This is a genomic window from Planktotalea sp., assembly GCF_018607965.1.
Taxonomy (GTDB): Bacteria; Pseudomonadota; Alphaproteobacteria; order Rhodobacterales; family Rhodobacteraceae; genus Planktotalea.
Genome location: NZ_JABBAM010000030.1, coordinates 1 through 14,636, shown reverse-complemented (window position 1 = coordinate 14,636; position 14,636 = coordinate 1). Strand labels below are relative to the sequence as shown.

Annotated in this window: 12 protein-coding genes and 1 riboswitch; of the genes, 7 read left to right on the top strand and 5 right to left on the bottom strand. The window is 53.3% G+C overall.

Annotated features, from left to right (window positions below; translation table 11 throughout):
• The first annotated feature begins 35 nt into the window (after window positions 1-35).
• Window positions 36-1,295 (top strand): Hsp70 family protein, encoded by a 1,260-nt coding sequence (locus QZ279_RS02210; protein WP_293447355.1) that lies wholly within the window; start codon window positions 36-38, stop codon window positions 1,293-1,295.
• Window positions 1,296-1,360: 65 nt separating this feature from the next.
• Here the strand turns inward: QZ279_RS02210 and QZ279_RS02205 are convergent, their stop codons facing one another.
• On the bottom strand, window positions 1,361-2,650 hold the full coding sequence (locus tag QZ279_RS02205; protein WP_293447352.1) for an acetylornithine deacetylase/succinyl-diaminopimelate desuccinylase family protein: 1,290 nt from the start codon (window positions 2,648-2,650) through the stop codon (window positions 1,361-1,363).
• Between the two features lie 78 nt (window positions 2,651-2,728).
• A riboswitch (FMN riboswitch) is annotated at window positions 2,729-2,864 on the top strand.
• A 74-nt stretch (window positions 2,865-2,938) separates the two neighbouring features.
• Here QZ279_RS02205 and QZ279_RS02200 point away from each other — a divergent pair.
• Window positions 2,939-3,376 (top strand): 6,7-dimethyl-8-ribityllumazine synthase, encoded by a 438-nt coding sequence (locus QZ279_RS02200; RefSeq protein WP_293447349.1) that lies wholly within the window; start codon window positions 2,939-2,941, stop codon window positions 3,374-3,376.
• Here the strand turns inward: QZ279_RS02200 and QZ279_RS02195 are convergent.
• Entirely contained in the window at window positions 3,373-4,371 is a 999-nt protein-coding gene (locus QZ279_RS02195; protein ID WP_293447346.1) for a DUF2125 domain-containing protein, read from the bottom strand. The genes QZ279_RS02200 and QZ279_RS02195 overlap by 4 nt on opposite strands.
• A gap of 58 nt (window positions 4,372-4,429) precedes the next feature.
• Between QZ279_RS02195 and QZ279_RS02190 the strand changes: the two genes are divergently transcribed.
• The 3 genes from QZ279_RS02190 (at window position 4,430) to QZ279_RS02180 (ending at window position 8,853) form a co-directional block, all read left to right on the top strand.
• Window positions 4,430-4,957 (top strand): gamma-glutamylcyclotransferase, encoded by a 528-nt coding sequence (locus QZ279_RS02190; protein WP_293447343.1) that lies wholly within the window; start codon window positions 4,430-4,432, stop codon window positions 4,955-4,957.
• 66 nt (window positions 4,958-5,023) lie between these two features.
• Complete coding sequence (locus QZ279_RS02185; RefSeq protein WP_293447340.1) at window positions 5,024-6,235, top strand: biopolymer transporter ExbB; 1,212 nt, start codon at window positions 5,024-5,026, stop codon at window positions 6,233-6,235.
• Window positions 6,235-8,853: a peptidoglycan -binding protein gene (locus QZ279_RS02180; RefSeq protein ID WP_293447337.1), complete on the top strand. Its 2,619-nt coding sequence runs from the start codon at window positions 6,235-6,237 to the stop codon at window positions 8,851-8,853. The genes QZ279_RS02185 and QZ279_RS02180 overlap by 1 nt, the downstream gene beginning before the upstream one ends.
• Window positions 8,854-9,182: 329 nt before the next feature.
• Here QZ279_RS02180 and QZ279_RS02175 read toward each other — a convergent pair whose 3' ends face one another.
• The 3 genes from QZ279_RS02175 to gloB form a co-directional block, all read right to left on the bottom strand.
• Complete coding sequence (locus tag QZ279_RS02175) at window positions 9,183-9,827, bottom strand: M23 family metallopeptidase (RefSeq protein WP_293447335.1); 645 nt, start codon at window positions 9,825-9,827, stop codon at window positions 9,183-9,185.
• Window positions 9,827-12,154, bottom strand: coding sequence for an ATP-dependent Clp protease ATP-binding subunit ClpA (clpA, locus tag QZ279_RS02170; protein WP_293447333.1), 2,328 nt, complete (start codon window positions 12,152-12,154; stop codon window positions 9,827-9,829). Before clpA ends, QZ279_RS02175 begins: the two co-directional genes overlap by 1 nt.
• 181 nt (window positions 12,155-12,335) lie before the next feature.
• Window positions 12,336-13,103: a hydroxyacylglutathione hydrolase gene (gene gloB, locus QZ279_RS02165; RefSeq protein WP_293447330.1), complete on the bottom strand. Its 768-nt coding sequence runs from the start codon at window positions 13,101-13,103 to the stop codon at window positions 12,336-12,338.
• A 62-nt stretch (window positions 13,104-13,165) separates the two neighbouring features.
• Between gloB and QZ279_RS02160 the strand changes: the two genes are divergently transcribed.
• Window positions 13,166-13,930, top strand: coding sequence for a class I SAM-dependent methyltransferase (locus tag QZ279_RS02160; protein WP_293447358.1), 765 nt, complete (start codon window positions 13,166-13,168; stop codon window positions 13,928-13,930).
• Between the two features lie 267 nt (window positions 13,931-14,197).
• The coding region (atpH, locus tag QZ279_RS02155; RefSeq protein WP_293447327.1) for an ATP synthase F1 subunit delta at window positions 14,198-14,636 on the top strand (439 nt) is incomplete at its 3' end.

Genomic DNA, 14,636 nt, shown 5'->3' with positions numbered 1-14,636 from the left:
TCTAAAGCGCTGTTTTTTGTGAAAAGGGTTCGGGCATGAGGCAGTCAACGGAAGTTTTGGCCATCGATTTTGGCACGTCAAACTCTGCCGTTGGCGTCAGTATCAATGGAAAATCACAAATCCTTGAGCTTGAACAGGGCAAGCAAACCCTTCCCACAGCGCTGTTTTTCGACTTTGAAGAGAAGACTGTGGCCTATGGATCGCACGCGGAACAAGCGCTGTTTGAGGGCGCATGGGGACGCTACATGCGCGCGCTTAAATCCCTACTTGGCACGCCCCTGATCCGCGAAAGCAGCGTGTTCTTGGGCAAGCGAATGACCTACATCCAGATCGTCGCGCGGTTTTTGTCAGAGATGAAACAGCGCGCAGAAGTTCAAACGGGTCACAAATACACGCAGGCTTTGTCTGGTCGCCCCGTGCGGTTTCACGCCGATCCCAAGCGCGACGCACAGGCCTTGGCCGACCTGTCGGAATGTTACGAAATCGCGGGCTTCCAAGACGTGCGCTTTATGAACGAACCCGAAGCCGCGGCACGTGCACAAGCCCATGTTCTGAACGCAGGTGATCTGGGCCTTGTGATTGATATCGGCGGCGGTACGTCTGACTTTACGCTGTTTCGCAGCGAAAGAGATGGCGCAATTGATATCATTCAAAGCGAGGGCCTGCGCCTTGGCGGCACTGATTTCGACCGTCTGCTCAGCTTTGAACACGTTATGCCGCTCATGGGACGGGACAGCCAAATTCGTCACGCGTTTGGCAAAGCCACACACATCGCGCCAAACGGTATCTTCGCGGACCTCGCCACATGGCAGAAAATCCCGTTCCTCTATTCACCAAATACCCTTCGCGCTGCAAAAGACCTGCTGCAATATGCGGTCGAGCCGGATAAACTCAAACGCTTGATGCGTGTCCTAAAGGACGAACGCGGTCATGATCTGGCCTTCGCTGTCGAGGCCGCAAAGATCGAGTTGAACACAAAAGTCGTCGCATACGTCGAAATGCGCCTCGATGCACTTGAAAAACAGATGACGTCGCAGCTACCAGCCCTCGGACTTGCACACACCTTACATCCCTCGGCGAAACAGATTGCGGACATGGCCAAGCAATGCACAGGCCAAGCAGACTTTACGCCCGAAGACGTCACACTCCTAATCTTAGTCGGGGGCTCAAGCCTTATGCAAGTGGTTCAAACGGCTGTATCCAAAGAATTTCCAAGCGCACGAGTGCATCACGGCGCAGCCCTGACAGGCATCATCGAAGGTCTCGCGCAGGCCACGACCGAATGGCAAACCTAAGCGCTTCCCCTTTCCACAAATATCCCGGGTGAATTGGCCAGCGGCCAAGGGGGCAGCGCCCCAGCCTAAACTTCACCCATCAATAGCTGCGCCAAGCTATGGGCCATGACCTTCGCACTATCTACCATGTCATCAACACCGACATATTCATCCGGCTTATGCGCCAATTCCAAAATGCCAGGCCCGTAGGCAATACAGTTTTTCAACGTCCCAATCCGATCAATGTGCTTTTGATCATAGGTTCCGGGCGACGCAACATAGCGCACTTTCTTTCCCATCACCGCCTCGATCGAACGCGCGACGGTCTGCACAACAGGCGCTTCCTTATCTGTCATTGACGGCGCAACGTGGTTCAATTCGCGCATCGCATATTCAAAATTCGGACGCGTAACGCGCAGATCCTCTAACAGATCTTTGACTTCGCCACTTACGCCTTCGTAATTTTCCTCGGCCAGATACCGACGATCAATCACGATGCGACAGGAATCAGGCACGCAATGGGACGGCAGCGCTGTGCTGCCCTCGGCCTGTTCACTCTGACCGCCATGAATTGAATTGATGTTCATCGTGGATTGGCGCGCACCTTCTGGAATGACGGGCATTTCCGTGTGGCGCGACGCCATTGCGGGATACAACGTATCTTCGAATTTATCGAGCACCGCCCCCATATGCCGCACCGCGCAATCACCAAGGAAGGGCATGCAACCGTGTGCGATCTCACCAAATGTTTCGATCTCTGCCCACCAACCACCACGATGCCCCAAACAAATTTGGTCCACGCCCAGCGGTTCAGGAATAATGACATGCTGCACGCGGGACGGTGCGAAAAACCCTTTTTCGGCCAAGTAAGCTACGCCGCCGTATCCGCCGCTTTCTTCGTCAGCGGTTCCACTAATTTCGATGGCACCTGCAAAATCGGGGCATTCTTCAACAAACGCCTCAGCCGCAATGATCGACGACGACAAGCCGCCTTTCATGTCACAGGCGCCGCGTCCATAAATTCTACCATCGCTCAATTCGCCACCAAACGGATCAAACGTCCAACCCGCGCCGACCTCGACCACGTCGATGTGGGAATTAAAATGAACGCATTCGCCTGCGCGGGTTCCGTCGCGACGGCACACAACATTCCATCGTGGATACTTCGTGCAATCTCCCGGCGCACCCTCAGCGCGCACCATTTCCATCGTGAAACCACTGCGCGCCATACGTTCGCCAAGATACGTACATATCTCACGGTAGTTTTCACCAGGTGGATTAAGCGTCGGGATGCGGATCAACTCTTGTGTCAGTGCGATGAGATCGTCGCGCTTGCCTTCTATTCTCTTGGCCAACCGTGTCTGCAAATCGCTCATACCGTTCCCCCGTTTCAGGTTTAACGTGACGCGGCCGCGCGGCTCTTGCAAGACCCCTCATGTCGTGGCACCAGGCATATATGTTCTCAGGGCAGGGTGAAAGTCCCTACCGGCGGTGATAGCCCGCGAGCGCCTTTGCTAAAACGTAAAGGGTCAGCAGACTTTGGTGGAATTCCAAGGCCGACGGTGAAAGTCCGGATGAAAGAGAGCGGTGTGCTCGCCCTTTTGGGGCAGGTAGGCCAATGCGATGCTCTGGGGCTTTTGTACGTCTAAAACAAAGGTTCCAAAATGACGAAACTACTGAAAATCGCGTTTATCAAAGCGCAATGGCACGCTGAAATCGTGGATCAAGCGCTTGTCGGGTTTATCGGTGATATGGACAGCGTTGATGCGACGGTTCAGATTGCAGCTTTCGATGTGCCGGGGGCATTTGAAATGCCACTCTTGGCGAAAAAGCTGGGTGCATCTGGCGAATACGACGCTGTGGTCTGTGCAGCCCTTGTTGTTGATGGCGGTATTTACCGTCACGACTTTGTCGCAAGCGCCGTGGTCAACGGATTGATGGAGGCCCAGATGAGCACAGGCGTGCCCACCTTCTCTGTTTCGCTCACGCCGCATCATTTCCATCCCACGTCAGAGCACATCGGCTTTTACACCGATCACTTCGTCAAGAAGGGCGCAGAGGCCGCGCAGGCCGTGCGCCAAACATTAGCGCATTACGTCTAACGCAAGCGAAACAGTGGGGCTGGACCAAGTGGGATCGGCCCCAGTTTCATCTGCCCGCCAACTAACGCCAGCGGTAAATCCAACGTATTGCGATTGCCCGATAGGCCAGAAAGCAACGATAAAGCTTGATCAATCGGACGCACCAATTGCTTAGGGATGAGACCTGTCGCCGCGCTGATCGCTAAAATATCACGCCAGTTCTGCGCTTTGATCGTGATCTGACCGTCCGCGCGACCAGTGCTATCCACGTCAAATCCACCCGCAATACGCAATTCTAGCTGGCCCCATTTGGCCTCGATCAGCTTTACATCAATACGCGTGGGCTGTGGGCGCGCAGATTGGAGCGCGTTTAAATCCCAAGGTGCGTCAAACGACGCGGTCACATCACCGCGCGCAAACTCTAGCGTTTGGGGCAAAAGCCCTGCCTCTAAGCGAATGTTGGCAGGTTGGGGCAAGATCAGGTCACGCGCTTCAACACCAAAGTGGTAACTGTTCAACTCGGTCGCTTTGCGTTCAACAGCCATCAGCACTTTGCTTGCGCCGTATTCATGGCCATCGTCCATTTTTGCCACCAAGCCTTCGGTCACATAATTTGCTTTCTCCAACGCAAGGGATGCGCTTTTCTTCACAATCAAAGACGCACGCATGTCTGTGCTAGTGATCGCAGCTTTGCCAAACGGGCTGCTGATCGTCTGCTCATTTGGCCACACGGCGATCAAATGCTCTGGCTTATAGCTAAGCGCGAAAACCTGAAGGAAGGGCGCTGAATAGGCGACACCTGTTTCTGGATCGGCCAAGGACAGATCGCTTATCGTCGTGTCAAAACGACTTGGAAAGCCATTAGTGGTTATGCTGTCGTACTCTGCAACCCAGCCTTCGTTGCGACGATCTTCGAACCAACGTTCAAAACCTGCCGTCGCGCCGTTTGAACCTATGAACCAATAGCCTGCGTAGAGCGCAGCAGCAGTCAAAATAACAAAGAGTAGTCGTTTCATGTCTTTTCCTCGCGGCTTCGCTCGTATCTAGTGCAGACAACGTTAAAGGACCAGTAGCATGACGATGTGGGTGTTTGGATACGGATCACTTTTGTGGAATCCAGGGTTTGAAACGGACGATACGCAGGTTGGCGTCTTGAATGACTATGCGCGCAGCTTCTGTATGCGCTCGATCCATCATCGCGGCACGTCTGAACATCCCGGTCTCGTCCTTGCGCTTGATGAACAACACGGTGCCAGTTGCGAAGGCGTTGCGTTGCGCGTCAGGGCTGGGGATGAAGCACAAACACTTGTTTACTTGCGTGAACGTGAATTGATTTCATCGGCCTATCTGGAGCGCATATTACCTGTCATTTTGAATACGGGCGAAACGATCCAAGCGGTCACATACGTTATCGACCCTGATCATGTGCAATACTGCCATCTTGAACTGGAAGAACAAGCAAACGTCATTTCGCGTGCCGTTGGCGATCGTGGCCCGAATACGGAATACCTCCATAATACAGCGTCGCATTTGGTCAAAATTGGCATCGAAGACCCTGATTTGAATTGGCTTTCCAAGCGCGTTGTCACGCTTTGTTCATAACTCTTGGCTTGATCGCACAAACAGCGTATCATTATACCTAAGAAAAACGTGTCAGGAGCCGTCCCCTTGGACAAGCCAGACCGCGAGGTAAGTGCGCAGTTCTCGCAGCCCATTCGACAGATTTTGTCGATGCTCATCGTAATCGGTCTCGTCGGGGCCGGAGCCTTTGTGGCGTTACCACGGGTTCTGCCAATATTCTTGGCCAATCCTTGGTTGAACGGTTTCATTCTTTTTGTCTTCATGGTTGGCGTCTTGGCGTGTTTTTATCAGGTCGGACAGTTGATCAATTCGGTCCGTTGGCTAGAGGCCTTTGCCTCTGAGCGCCGCAAAAACGAAGGTATCAAAGCACCCCAATTACTCGCCCCACTCGCGACGCTTTTGCGCTCACGCGGCGCGCGGATGCAGATTTCGTCCAGTTCCACGCGATCCATCTTGGACTCGGTTGGCACACGCGTGGATGAAGCCCGCGAAATTACGCGCTATCTTGTTAACTTGCTCATTTTTCTTGGCCTGCTTGGGACCTTCTACGGGCTTGCGACGACCGTTCCTGCAATTGTCGATACGATCCGCAATCTAAGTGCGGCTGAGGGCGAAACCGGCGCTGACGTGTTCAAGCGGTTGCAATCGGGCCTTGAGGCGCAAATGGGCGGCATGGGCGTCGCGTTTGGTTCGTCCCTGTTGGGTCTTGCCGGATCGCTTGTTGTTGGCCTTTTGGAATTGTTTGCGGGGCATGGTCAAAACCGGTTCTATCGTGAATTGGAGGAGTGGCTGTCGACCATTACGCGCCTTGGATATTCTTCTGGCGACGGTGAAGGTAGCGTTGAAAACAACGCAATGACCGCGGTGTTGGATCACATGGCTGAACAGATGGAAGCGCTACAACTGATGTTCACGCAAAGCGACGTGAGCCGGTCGGTGGTGGATGACAAGATCAGTACGCTGACCGACGCAATTTCCAGCATGACCGAACGGATGGAAGCAACGGGCACGGCAACGGATGCTTTGATGTGGGTTGCCCATGGCCAAGAACAGTTGATCGCCAAGCTGGACGGAAGTTCTTTGGGTGGTGACGGAATGGACGCGGAAAGTCGCATGCGCCTTCGTTCTATTGACGTGCAAATGCTGAAAATTCTAGAAGAAATGTCTGCAGGACGTGCAGAAACGATGGCGGAATTACGCAATGATATTGCCACTCTGGGTCGCATCTTGAACCAGCCCCGAAAAGCGGCGGCAGGTGCTGTGAAATCGCAAATTGTGCGTACGCGTGACGGTGGCTAATGGCACTTTCGAGACGGACAGGTCAGCGGTTCCAAGGCTCCATTTGGCCAGGATTTGTCGATGCAATGACCGGCCTGTTACTGGTCCTCATGTTCGTTTTGACGATGTTTATGGTGATGCAATTCGTTTTGCGCGAAACGATCACGGGCCAAGAAAGCGAACTTGATGATTTGGGCCAAGAAATTGCCGCGCTGGCCAGCGCACTTGGGCTTGAGCGCGACAGATCAGCAAGATTAGAAAATGATTTAGGCGCATTGAATGCAACGCTTGATGATGCGGCGACGCGGGCACAAGCTCAAACAGCGTTGATCGCAGCGCTGCAACAGGAACGATCCGAACAGAGTGCTGCGTTAGAACAAGCGTCAGCGCAGATCACGAGTTTTGAAACTCAAGTCGCTTCATTGTTATCTCAGCGCGATACTGCATTAAGTAATATAGCAGCACTCGAAGACGCGCAAACCAAGCTGTTAAACGAAAAAGAAGCCCTTGATCTGGCACTAGCGGCAGCGCGTACCGAAATTGACGACCGTGTAGAAACGGCGCGTTTGGCTGCTGCCCAACGCGAAGCCATGGATGCACTGATCGCTAACTTACGTGCAGATGGCGCGGAACAGGATGCCGCATTGTCAGCGCGCGCAGTGGAATTGGCTGATCTACAAAAGGCACTGAGCGAAGAAGAAAAAGCGCGCCTGCTTGAGGCCGAAGCGGCCAAAGCACTGCGCGCGCGCTTGGAAAATGCGGATGCGGAACTGACCGCGATGACGCTTAATCTTGAAGCGCAGCGCAAAAAAGCAGAAAATACTTTAACATTGCTTGCCGCCGCTCGGTCTGCTCAAAGTGATTTGACGGCACAACTGGCGGCTGCTGTGACAAGCGGGCAAAACACTGATTTGGCCAAATCTGCTGTTGAAAAAGAGCTCTCTGAAATTCTTGCACAACTTGCCTTGGCGCGGTCCGATTTGGAAACTGCGCGCAATGAGCAGGCCCAAACCGCTTTGTCTCAGCAAACCGATGCAGACCGCGCTGCTGCTAGAATTGCCGCGATGATTGCCGCGCAAAAAGCCACGGATCAAAACCTAATAGAAGTCACGCAGGCACGCGACACGGCGCTGGAAGAGTTACGCCAGATCGCCGCCGCGCAAGATGTGTCTGCTGCTGAACTCAGTGAAACAGCTCTTGCACGGGACACTGCGAATGAGCGCGTAGCTGACCTCATCGTCGCACTGGACGCTGCTGGGATAAAGCTTGCACAACTTGCCTTGGCGCGGTCCGATTTGGAAACTGCGCGCAATGAGCAGGCCCAAACCGCTTTGTCTCAGCAAACCGATGCAGACCGCGCTGCTGCTAGAATTGCCGCGATGATTGCCGCGCAAAAAGCCACGGATCAAAACCTAATAGAAGTCACGCAGGCACGCGACACGGCGCTGGAAGAGTTACGCCAGATCGCCGCCGCGCAAGATGTGTCTGCTGCTGAACTCAGTGAAACAGCTCTTGCACGGGACACTGCGAATGAGCGCGTAGCTGACCTCATCGTCGCACTGGACGCTGCTGGGATAAAGCTTGCGGAATTGGAACAGGCGCAGGAAAACTCTGCTGAATTGGTTGCGGCTTTGACAAGCGAATTGGCGCGTACGCGGGATGTATTGGCCAAAACCCAAGCCGACCTGAACATATCCAAAGACACGAGCGAGATTGAGCTGACACTTGCGGCCGCGCTTGCAGCGAGAACATCTGCTGAACTTGAGCGAGAAGAGATCCAGCGACAGCTTGCGTCTGCCCTAGCCGCAAAATTAGCCGCAGAACAACAAGCTGAGATCCGCTTGGATGATGCAACAAAACAAGCAATTTTATTGTCTGCAGCGCGCGAAGAACTAACGAGTGAGCAAGCACGCGCATCAGAAGCACAGCGTCAAACCGAAGCGCTTAATCAACAAGTCGCGGCGTTACGGGGGCAGTTGTCCAGCCTTCAAGCCATCCTGGACGAAGCCAAAACACAAGACTTGGAAGCCAAAGTTCAACTTCAAAATCTTGGATCTGATCTGAATGCAGCACTTGCGCGGGTCGCGGCGGAAGAACGAAAGCGCCGTCAGCTAGAGGAAGCAGAGCGCATTCGATTGGAAGCTGAGGCCAAAGAATTGCAAGAACAAACAAAAGATTTGGAACGATACCGGTCTGAGTTTTTTGGCCGCTTGCGCGATGTTCTTGGCTCGCAAGACGGCGTGCGCATCGAAGGCGATAGATTTGTGTTCTCCTCCGAAGTTCTCTTTCCTCCGGGACAGGCTAACCTATCCAATGAAGGGCGCGGCGAAGTTTCAAAAGTTGCAAATATCCTGCGTTCGATAGCAAGCGATATCCCGAATGGGATCGATTGGGTCATTCGTGTAGATGGGCACACCGATAATGTCCCGCTGTCAGGTTTAGGCGAATTTGCAGATAATTGGGAACTTAGCCAAGCCCGTGCACTTTCCGTTGTGAAGTATATGGTTAACTCTCTTGGTATTTCCCCAAGCCGTCTCGCAGCGAACGGTTTTGGCCAATATCAACCTGTGAATACTGAAGATAGTGATGCAGCCCGGGCGCAGAACCGCAGGATCGAGTTAAAATTTACTGAAAAATAGATCAGCGAGAGTCACTTAGAGATTTCAAAACGACTTTCGCGCGCGTCGATGGTTTCACCATTTCGCAACAATGTAACATTTGCCTGATACACGCCGCCGGGCCATGGTGCGGATCGTCGGTTTTTCCCAATAGCGCGAAAAAATTGCGCGCGGTTCCTAGGAAGTTCGTAGGTGTCGGTGACAAGAAAATCACCAGGGCCTTTGAATGTCATCTCAACCCTGTCGCCTGTCTTGCCTCCAAATAGGTAGAAATAGCTTACCAAGGCTGGCGATGTGCGTTTCAAGTCCGTTTGCGCGACACCCAATCTAATCTCTGTGAAATCGGGAACTTAGTCAGAAAACCCGACATCTAAAACACCACCCTCTTGGAACAAGGGCAGGTCATCCCACAGCGCTTCACTGATCGCAGCGTTACAATCAGGTCCATTCGGCGCAAAAGGATCTACAGGTTGCCCGTCTTTACGCACAGATAGGTGCAAGCGCGCAAATTGTGTGCGTCCGCTCATGCCCATTTCGCCAAGCTTGGTTCCGATTTCGACCACTTCACCTTTTTTGACAGCGCCCGAACCTTCCCGCAGATGACAATATTGAGTTTGCCAACCTTCGCCATGGTCGATCACCAAGCCATTGCCGCAATCACGGCCCTTGATCGCGTCAGGGTCAAATTTTCCAGTCCAAACATCGGGTATATTATTGCGGGTTCCTAGAACCGTACCTGCGGCTGCGGCAAGAATGTTAACACCCGCTTGCGCCTTTGCTGCAGTCGCAACTGCGAAATCGGTTCCTTTGTGCCCATTATAGGTGCGCGGCCCACATTGAAAATTTTGAGAGGCTTCACTGGGATCGTGATCCATGTATTGTTGAATATAGCAGGTCTGCCCAAGCTCGCATTCAACAGGAAGCAATAGTGTAATAGCCCCCGCAGCAGGGGCTGCGAGGGCTGTAAATGATATAGCAAGAAGTGCGTCACGCATTAGTCAGCGGTCAAAAGAGGAGGTTTTTTTCCAGAGAGACGAGGTTTCTCGGGACCTTCGGTTTTTAGAACAATCTTGCCGTCCTTAATATCGACCTTTACCAGACCACCTTTAGCAAGCTTACCAAACAGCAACTCCTCAGCGAGCGGCTTTTTGATGTGCTCTTGGATCACACGGCCAAGTGGACGCGCACCCATTTTGCTGTCGTAGCCTTTGTCCGCGATCCATTCGGTAGCCGCTTTGGACAGTTCGAACGTCACATTGCGATCCATCAATTGCGCTTCCAGCTGCAATACGAATTTCTCGACCACCTGCATGATAACCTTCTTTGGCAACGCGCCAAAGCTGATCACTGAATCTAGACGATTGCGGAATTCTGGTGTGAACGTCCGCTCGATTGCTGCGGTATCTTCGCCTGTGCGTGCGGAACGACCAAAGCCCATGGCCTCTTTTGCTTGCTCTGCGGCACCTGCGTTTGATGTCATGATCAAAACGACATTGCGGAAATCGACCGCACGACCGTTGTGATCTGTCAGTTTACCGTGGTCCATAACCTGCAAGAGGATATTGAACACATCTGGATGCGCTTTTTCGATCTCATCCAGCAAAAGAACGCAATGTGGATGTTGATCCACGCCGTCCGTTAGCAGGCCACCTTGATCAAACCCGACATAGCCGGGAGGGGCACCAATCAGGCGCGACACTGCATGCTTTTCCATGTACTCAGACATATCAAAACGCAGCATTTCAACACCGAGGGTATCGGCGAGCTGCTTAGCAACTTCAGTTTTGCCCACGCCTGTCGGACCTGCAAACAGGTAGTTACCGATAGGTTTTTCAGGCTCACGCAGACCAGCGCGCGCCAGCTTGATCGCAGAACTAAGTGCGTCGATGGCATCGTCTTGGCCAAACACGACACGCTTCAGGCTTGCCTCAAGATCCCTAAGAACGGCTGCATCGTCTTTGGTGACGTTCTTTGGTGGAATACGCGCGATCTTGGCGACGACGGCTTCGATTTCCTTGGTTCCAATTGTCTTGCGACGTTTGCTTTCGGGGAGAAGGTGCTGTGCAGCACCGGCTTCGTCGATGACGTCAATTGCTTTATCGGGCAGTTTACGGTCGTTGATATAGCGCGCGGCCAATTCAACTGCGGTTTTGATCGCATCGGACGTGTACTTCACATCGTGGTGGTCCTCGAAATACGGCTTGAGGCCTTTGAGGATCTTCACTGAATCCTGAACGGAGGGCTCTGCCACATCAATCTTCTGGAAACGACGCGACAATGCGCGGTCCTTTTCGAAATGCTGGCGGAACTCTTTATACGTTGTGGAACCCATGGTGCGCAATTTTCCGCCCTGCAACGCAGGTTTTAGCAAATTGGATGCATCCATTGCGCCGCCAGACGTCGCGCCCGCACCAATAACGGTATGGATTTCGTCGATAAACAGAACGCTATCAGGGTGATCTTCAATTTCTGTAACAACAGCCTTGAGGCGTTCCTCAAAGTCACCGCGATACCGTGTACCAGCCAAAAGCGCGCCCATATCAAGCGAGAAGATCGTTGTTTCAGACAGAACCTTCGGGATGTCGCCCTCAACAATTTTACGGGCAAGGCCCTCTGCGATAGCGGTTTTACCAACGCCGGGGTCCCCGACCAGCAAGGGGTTGTTCTTGCGACGACGGCAAAGCACTTGGATGCAGCGCTCGACTTCGCTATCGCGTCCGATCAAAGGATCGACATCGCCCTTGGCGGCTTTGACGTTAAGATCTACGCAATATTTCGCAAGTGCGCTTTCTTTCTTTTCTTCGCCCTCCATCGCAGCAGCTGCCGCGTCTTCATCCATATCGGGTGAGCCGGTGACAGGGCGCGCGTCGCCGAATGCGGGATCCTTGGCAACACCGTGGGCGATGTAGTTTACCGCGTCGTAGCGCGTCATGTCCTGTTCTTGCAGGAAGTACGCCGCGTTGCTTTCACGCTCTGCGAACATGGCGACCAAAACATTGGCACCCGTTACTTCAGAACGGCCAGAGCTTTGCACATGGATCGCGGCACGTTGGATCACACGTTGGAACGCAGCTGTCGGCACGGCCTCTGATCCCTCGATATCCGTGACCAAGTTGCTGAGATCGTCTTCAATAAAACCGACCAAAGTTTGGCGCAGTTCTTCTGTGTTCACAGAGCAGGCTTTCATCACGCGCTCTGCATCTGTTTCGTCGATCAGCGCGAGCAAGAGATGCTCTAGCGTTGCGAATTCGTGGCGGTGTGCGTTGGCCAAAGCCAGTGCAGAATGAATTGCCTGCTCAAGTGTTGTTGAAAATGATGGCACGGGAAGTGCTCCTTTTTCTTGGACCCTGCTCGGGGTATAACGAGCAACCTAGGCCTAATGTCTTAAAGTTTGGTCGATATTTGGCCAGCTTCAAGCGATTTCTAACATTTCTCGATCAACTTTGATGTTACTGAGTAACATCGGGCATAATTGAGACGATTTATCTTGACTTAGGGCCGCATCAGAATTTGTCACGGCGTTTACGTATTTCGGTGAAAACATCCACCGGTGCGGCGTTCGGCATGCCTAGATGCTCTGCAATTTGCCGGACGTGCGCTCGCAGAAACGGGTTTGTCGCACGTTCACGTTTGAGGGATGAAGGCACGGTTGGCGATCCTGCCGCACGTGCCAGTTTGATTGCTTCACGCCTAGAGATAAGCGCGGCGTTCTCAGGTTCAATGGTTAACGCGAATCTAGCGTTGGTGGCCGTGTACTCGTGACCTGAATAAATCATGGTCTCATCGGGTAGCGCGTTCAATTTGGTGAGGCTTTCAAACATCAACGCAGGCGAGCCCTCAAACAATCGCCCACACCCCAGCGCCATTAGGCTATCGGCAGTGAACGCGGCATCCTGCGAGGGCATGTGAAATGTGATGTGACCCATCGTGTGGCCGGACACGTCTATAATGTGGGTAGGGATGCCTAGCACATCAATCGTGTCCGCCTCAGCAACAGAGACATCCAAAGGGGGCAGGCGATGCGCATCGGCGCTTGCGCCGATGACACGTAAATCAACGCGCCCTGTCAGAGCTTCTAAACCTTGCACGTGATCATCGTGGTGATGTGTTAAAAGAACCGTCGTCAACGTCCAGCCGCGTTTCGCCAAGATTTCGTTGATCGGGTCTGCTTCGGGCACATCTACAACAGCCGCCTCAAGCGTCTCTAAATTTGCGATCACGAATGCATAGTTATCTTGCAGACAAGGAACGGTAACAATTTCATATGGCATGGCGTTTCGGCTCCGTCTTGCTATGGTTGGTACTAGAGTGGCTGATCATGAGAGGCGCTGCAATGCATCTTGATGTGCAGGACCTACGAAATTTCTACTATCGCAGCACCCTTGGGCGTGCGGCACAACGCGCTGTGCGCAATCGTGTGCTAGGAATGTGGCCACAGGCTCAAGGGATGACGGTTGCGGGTTTTGGCTTTGCGGCTCCTCTCTTGCGCCCCTACCTTAAGGACGCACGCAGGGTTGTAGCGTTAATGCCGGGTCCACAGGGCGTGATACCTTGGCCTGCGGGTCTGCCGAATGTGTCAGTGCTATGTGAAGAAATGCTTTGGCCCATTGAAACAGGACGGGTTGATCGTTTGATAGTGATGCACGGTCTTGAGACATCTGAAAACCCGACCGCGGTTCTGGATGAGTGTTGGCGCACATTAGGGCCGGGCGGGCGGGCACTGTTCATCGTTCCCAATCGCGCAGGTCTTTGGTCGCGTAGCGATGCAACGCCATTCGGGTATGGGCGTCCCTATACAATGACGCAGATCGAAACCCAGCTAAAGCGCCACGGCTTCATGCCCGAACGCCATTCAGCCGCGCTCTATCAGCCACCAAATTCTAAACGCGGTTGGATGAAGTCGGGCGGATTGCTGGAACGCATCGGCAGCAAGATCCCTGCAATTTTTCCCGCGGGTGTTCTTATCGTTGAGGCCTCTAAACGGGTTCACGCGCCAACGGGGCATTCCAAACGTCTGCGCTTGCCTAGTCCGTTGGAGGTGCTCAAACCCAAACCTGTCGCGGAACCCGTGACGGGTCGCGAAGCAGACGCGCGCTAAAAACACAAAGCTGGCCTTTAGGAATCACAAGAATGCTCGAAATCCATACGGATTTGTAACGCTTTGACATGCGCATCTCGTCGCAGGTGCCGCAGGGGCATGAAAACAAGGGCCAACGGCATCACGGAATTGTACCAAGATATGTTGCGATGCGCCAATCCCTCTGCTACATCGGGCCAGAATTTCACGCACCGACGTCAGTCGGAGCTCCATCGCTCTCGACCTGCTAAATAGTTACGCAGGAAAAAGGGCCAGAATATCGGAAGGATGGACGTGTCCGAACCAGCTTCGATTTCATCAGGCATCGCTGCGCGCTATGCCTCGGCAGTTTTCGATCTTGCCAAAGACGGCAAGGCGCTCGCAAAATTTGAAACTAATGTGGATGATCTGGCCACTGCGCTAGACGCCAGCGCTGATCTGCGCGACCTGATTTCTTCGCCGGTGTATTCCCGCGACGTTCAAGGCGTGGCAATCAACGCGATCTCCAAAAAAATGAAGTTGCAGCCTATCATGGCCAACACGCTTAGCCTTATGGCAACAAAGCGTCGTTTGTTCGTGCTGCCGCAACTTGTTGCTCAATTGCGTGCGCTTATCGCAGAAGACAAAGGCGAAGTGACTGCTGAAGTGACTTCCGCAACTGCAATGACCAAAGCGCAGTCAGATAAACTGGCGAAAACGCTGAAGGCCAATGTAGGCAAAGACGTTA

Bases quoted from the DNA above. Each gene is read 5' to 3' on its own strand.
- gloB (WP_293447330.1), bottom strand. From the start codon at position 13,103: ATGCCATATGAAATTGTTACCGTTCCTTGTCTGCAAGATAACTATGCA.
- QZ279_RS02180 (WP_293447337.1), top strand. From the start codon at position 6,235: ATGGCACTTTCGAGACGGACAGGTCAGCGGTTCCAAGGCTCCATTTGG.
- QZ279_RS02160 (WP_293447358.1), top strand. From the start codon at position 13,166: ATGCATCTTGATGTGCAGGACCTACGAAATTTCTACTATCGCAGCACC.
- QZ279_RS02210 (WP_293447355.1), top strand. From the start codon at position 36: ATGAGGCAGTCAACGGAAGTTTTGGCCATCGATTTTGGCACGTCAAAC.
- QZ279_RS02200 (WP_293447349.1), top strand. From the start codon at position 2,939: ATGACGAAACTACTGAAAATCGCGTTTATCAAAGCGCAATGGCACGCT.
- QZ279_RS02175 (WP_293447335.1), bottom strand. From the start codon at position 9,827: ATGCGTGACGCACTTCTTGCTATATCATTTACAGCCCTCGCAGCCCCT.
- QZ279_RS02205 (WP_293447352.1), bottom strand. From the start codon at position 2,650: ATGAGCGATTTGCAGACACGGTTGGCCAAGAGAATAGAAGGCAAGCGC.
- QZ279_RS02190 (WP_293447343.1), top strand. From the start codon at position 4,430: ATGACGATGTGGGTGTTTGGATACGGATCACTTTTGTGGAATCCAGGG.
- QZ279_RS02195 (WP_293447346.1), bottom strand. From the start codon at position 4,371: ATGAAACGACTACTCTTTGTTATTTTGACTGCTGCTGCGCTCTACGCA.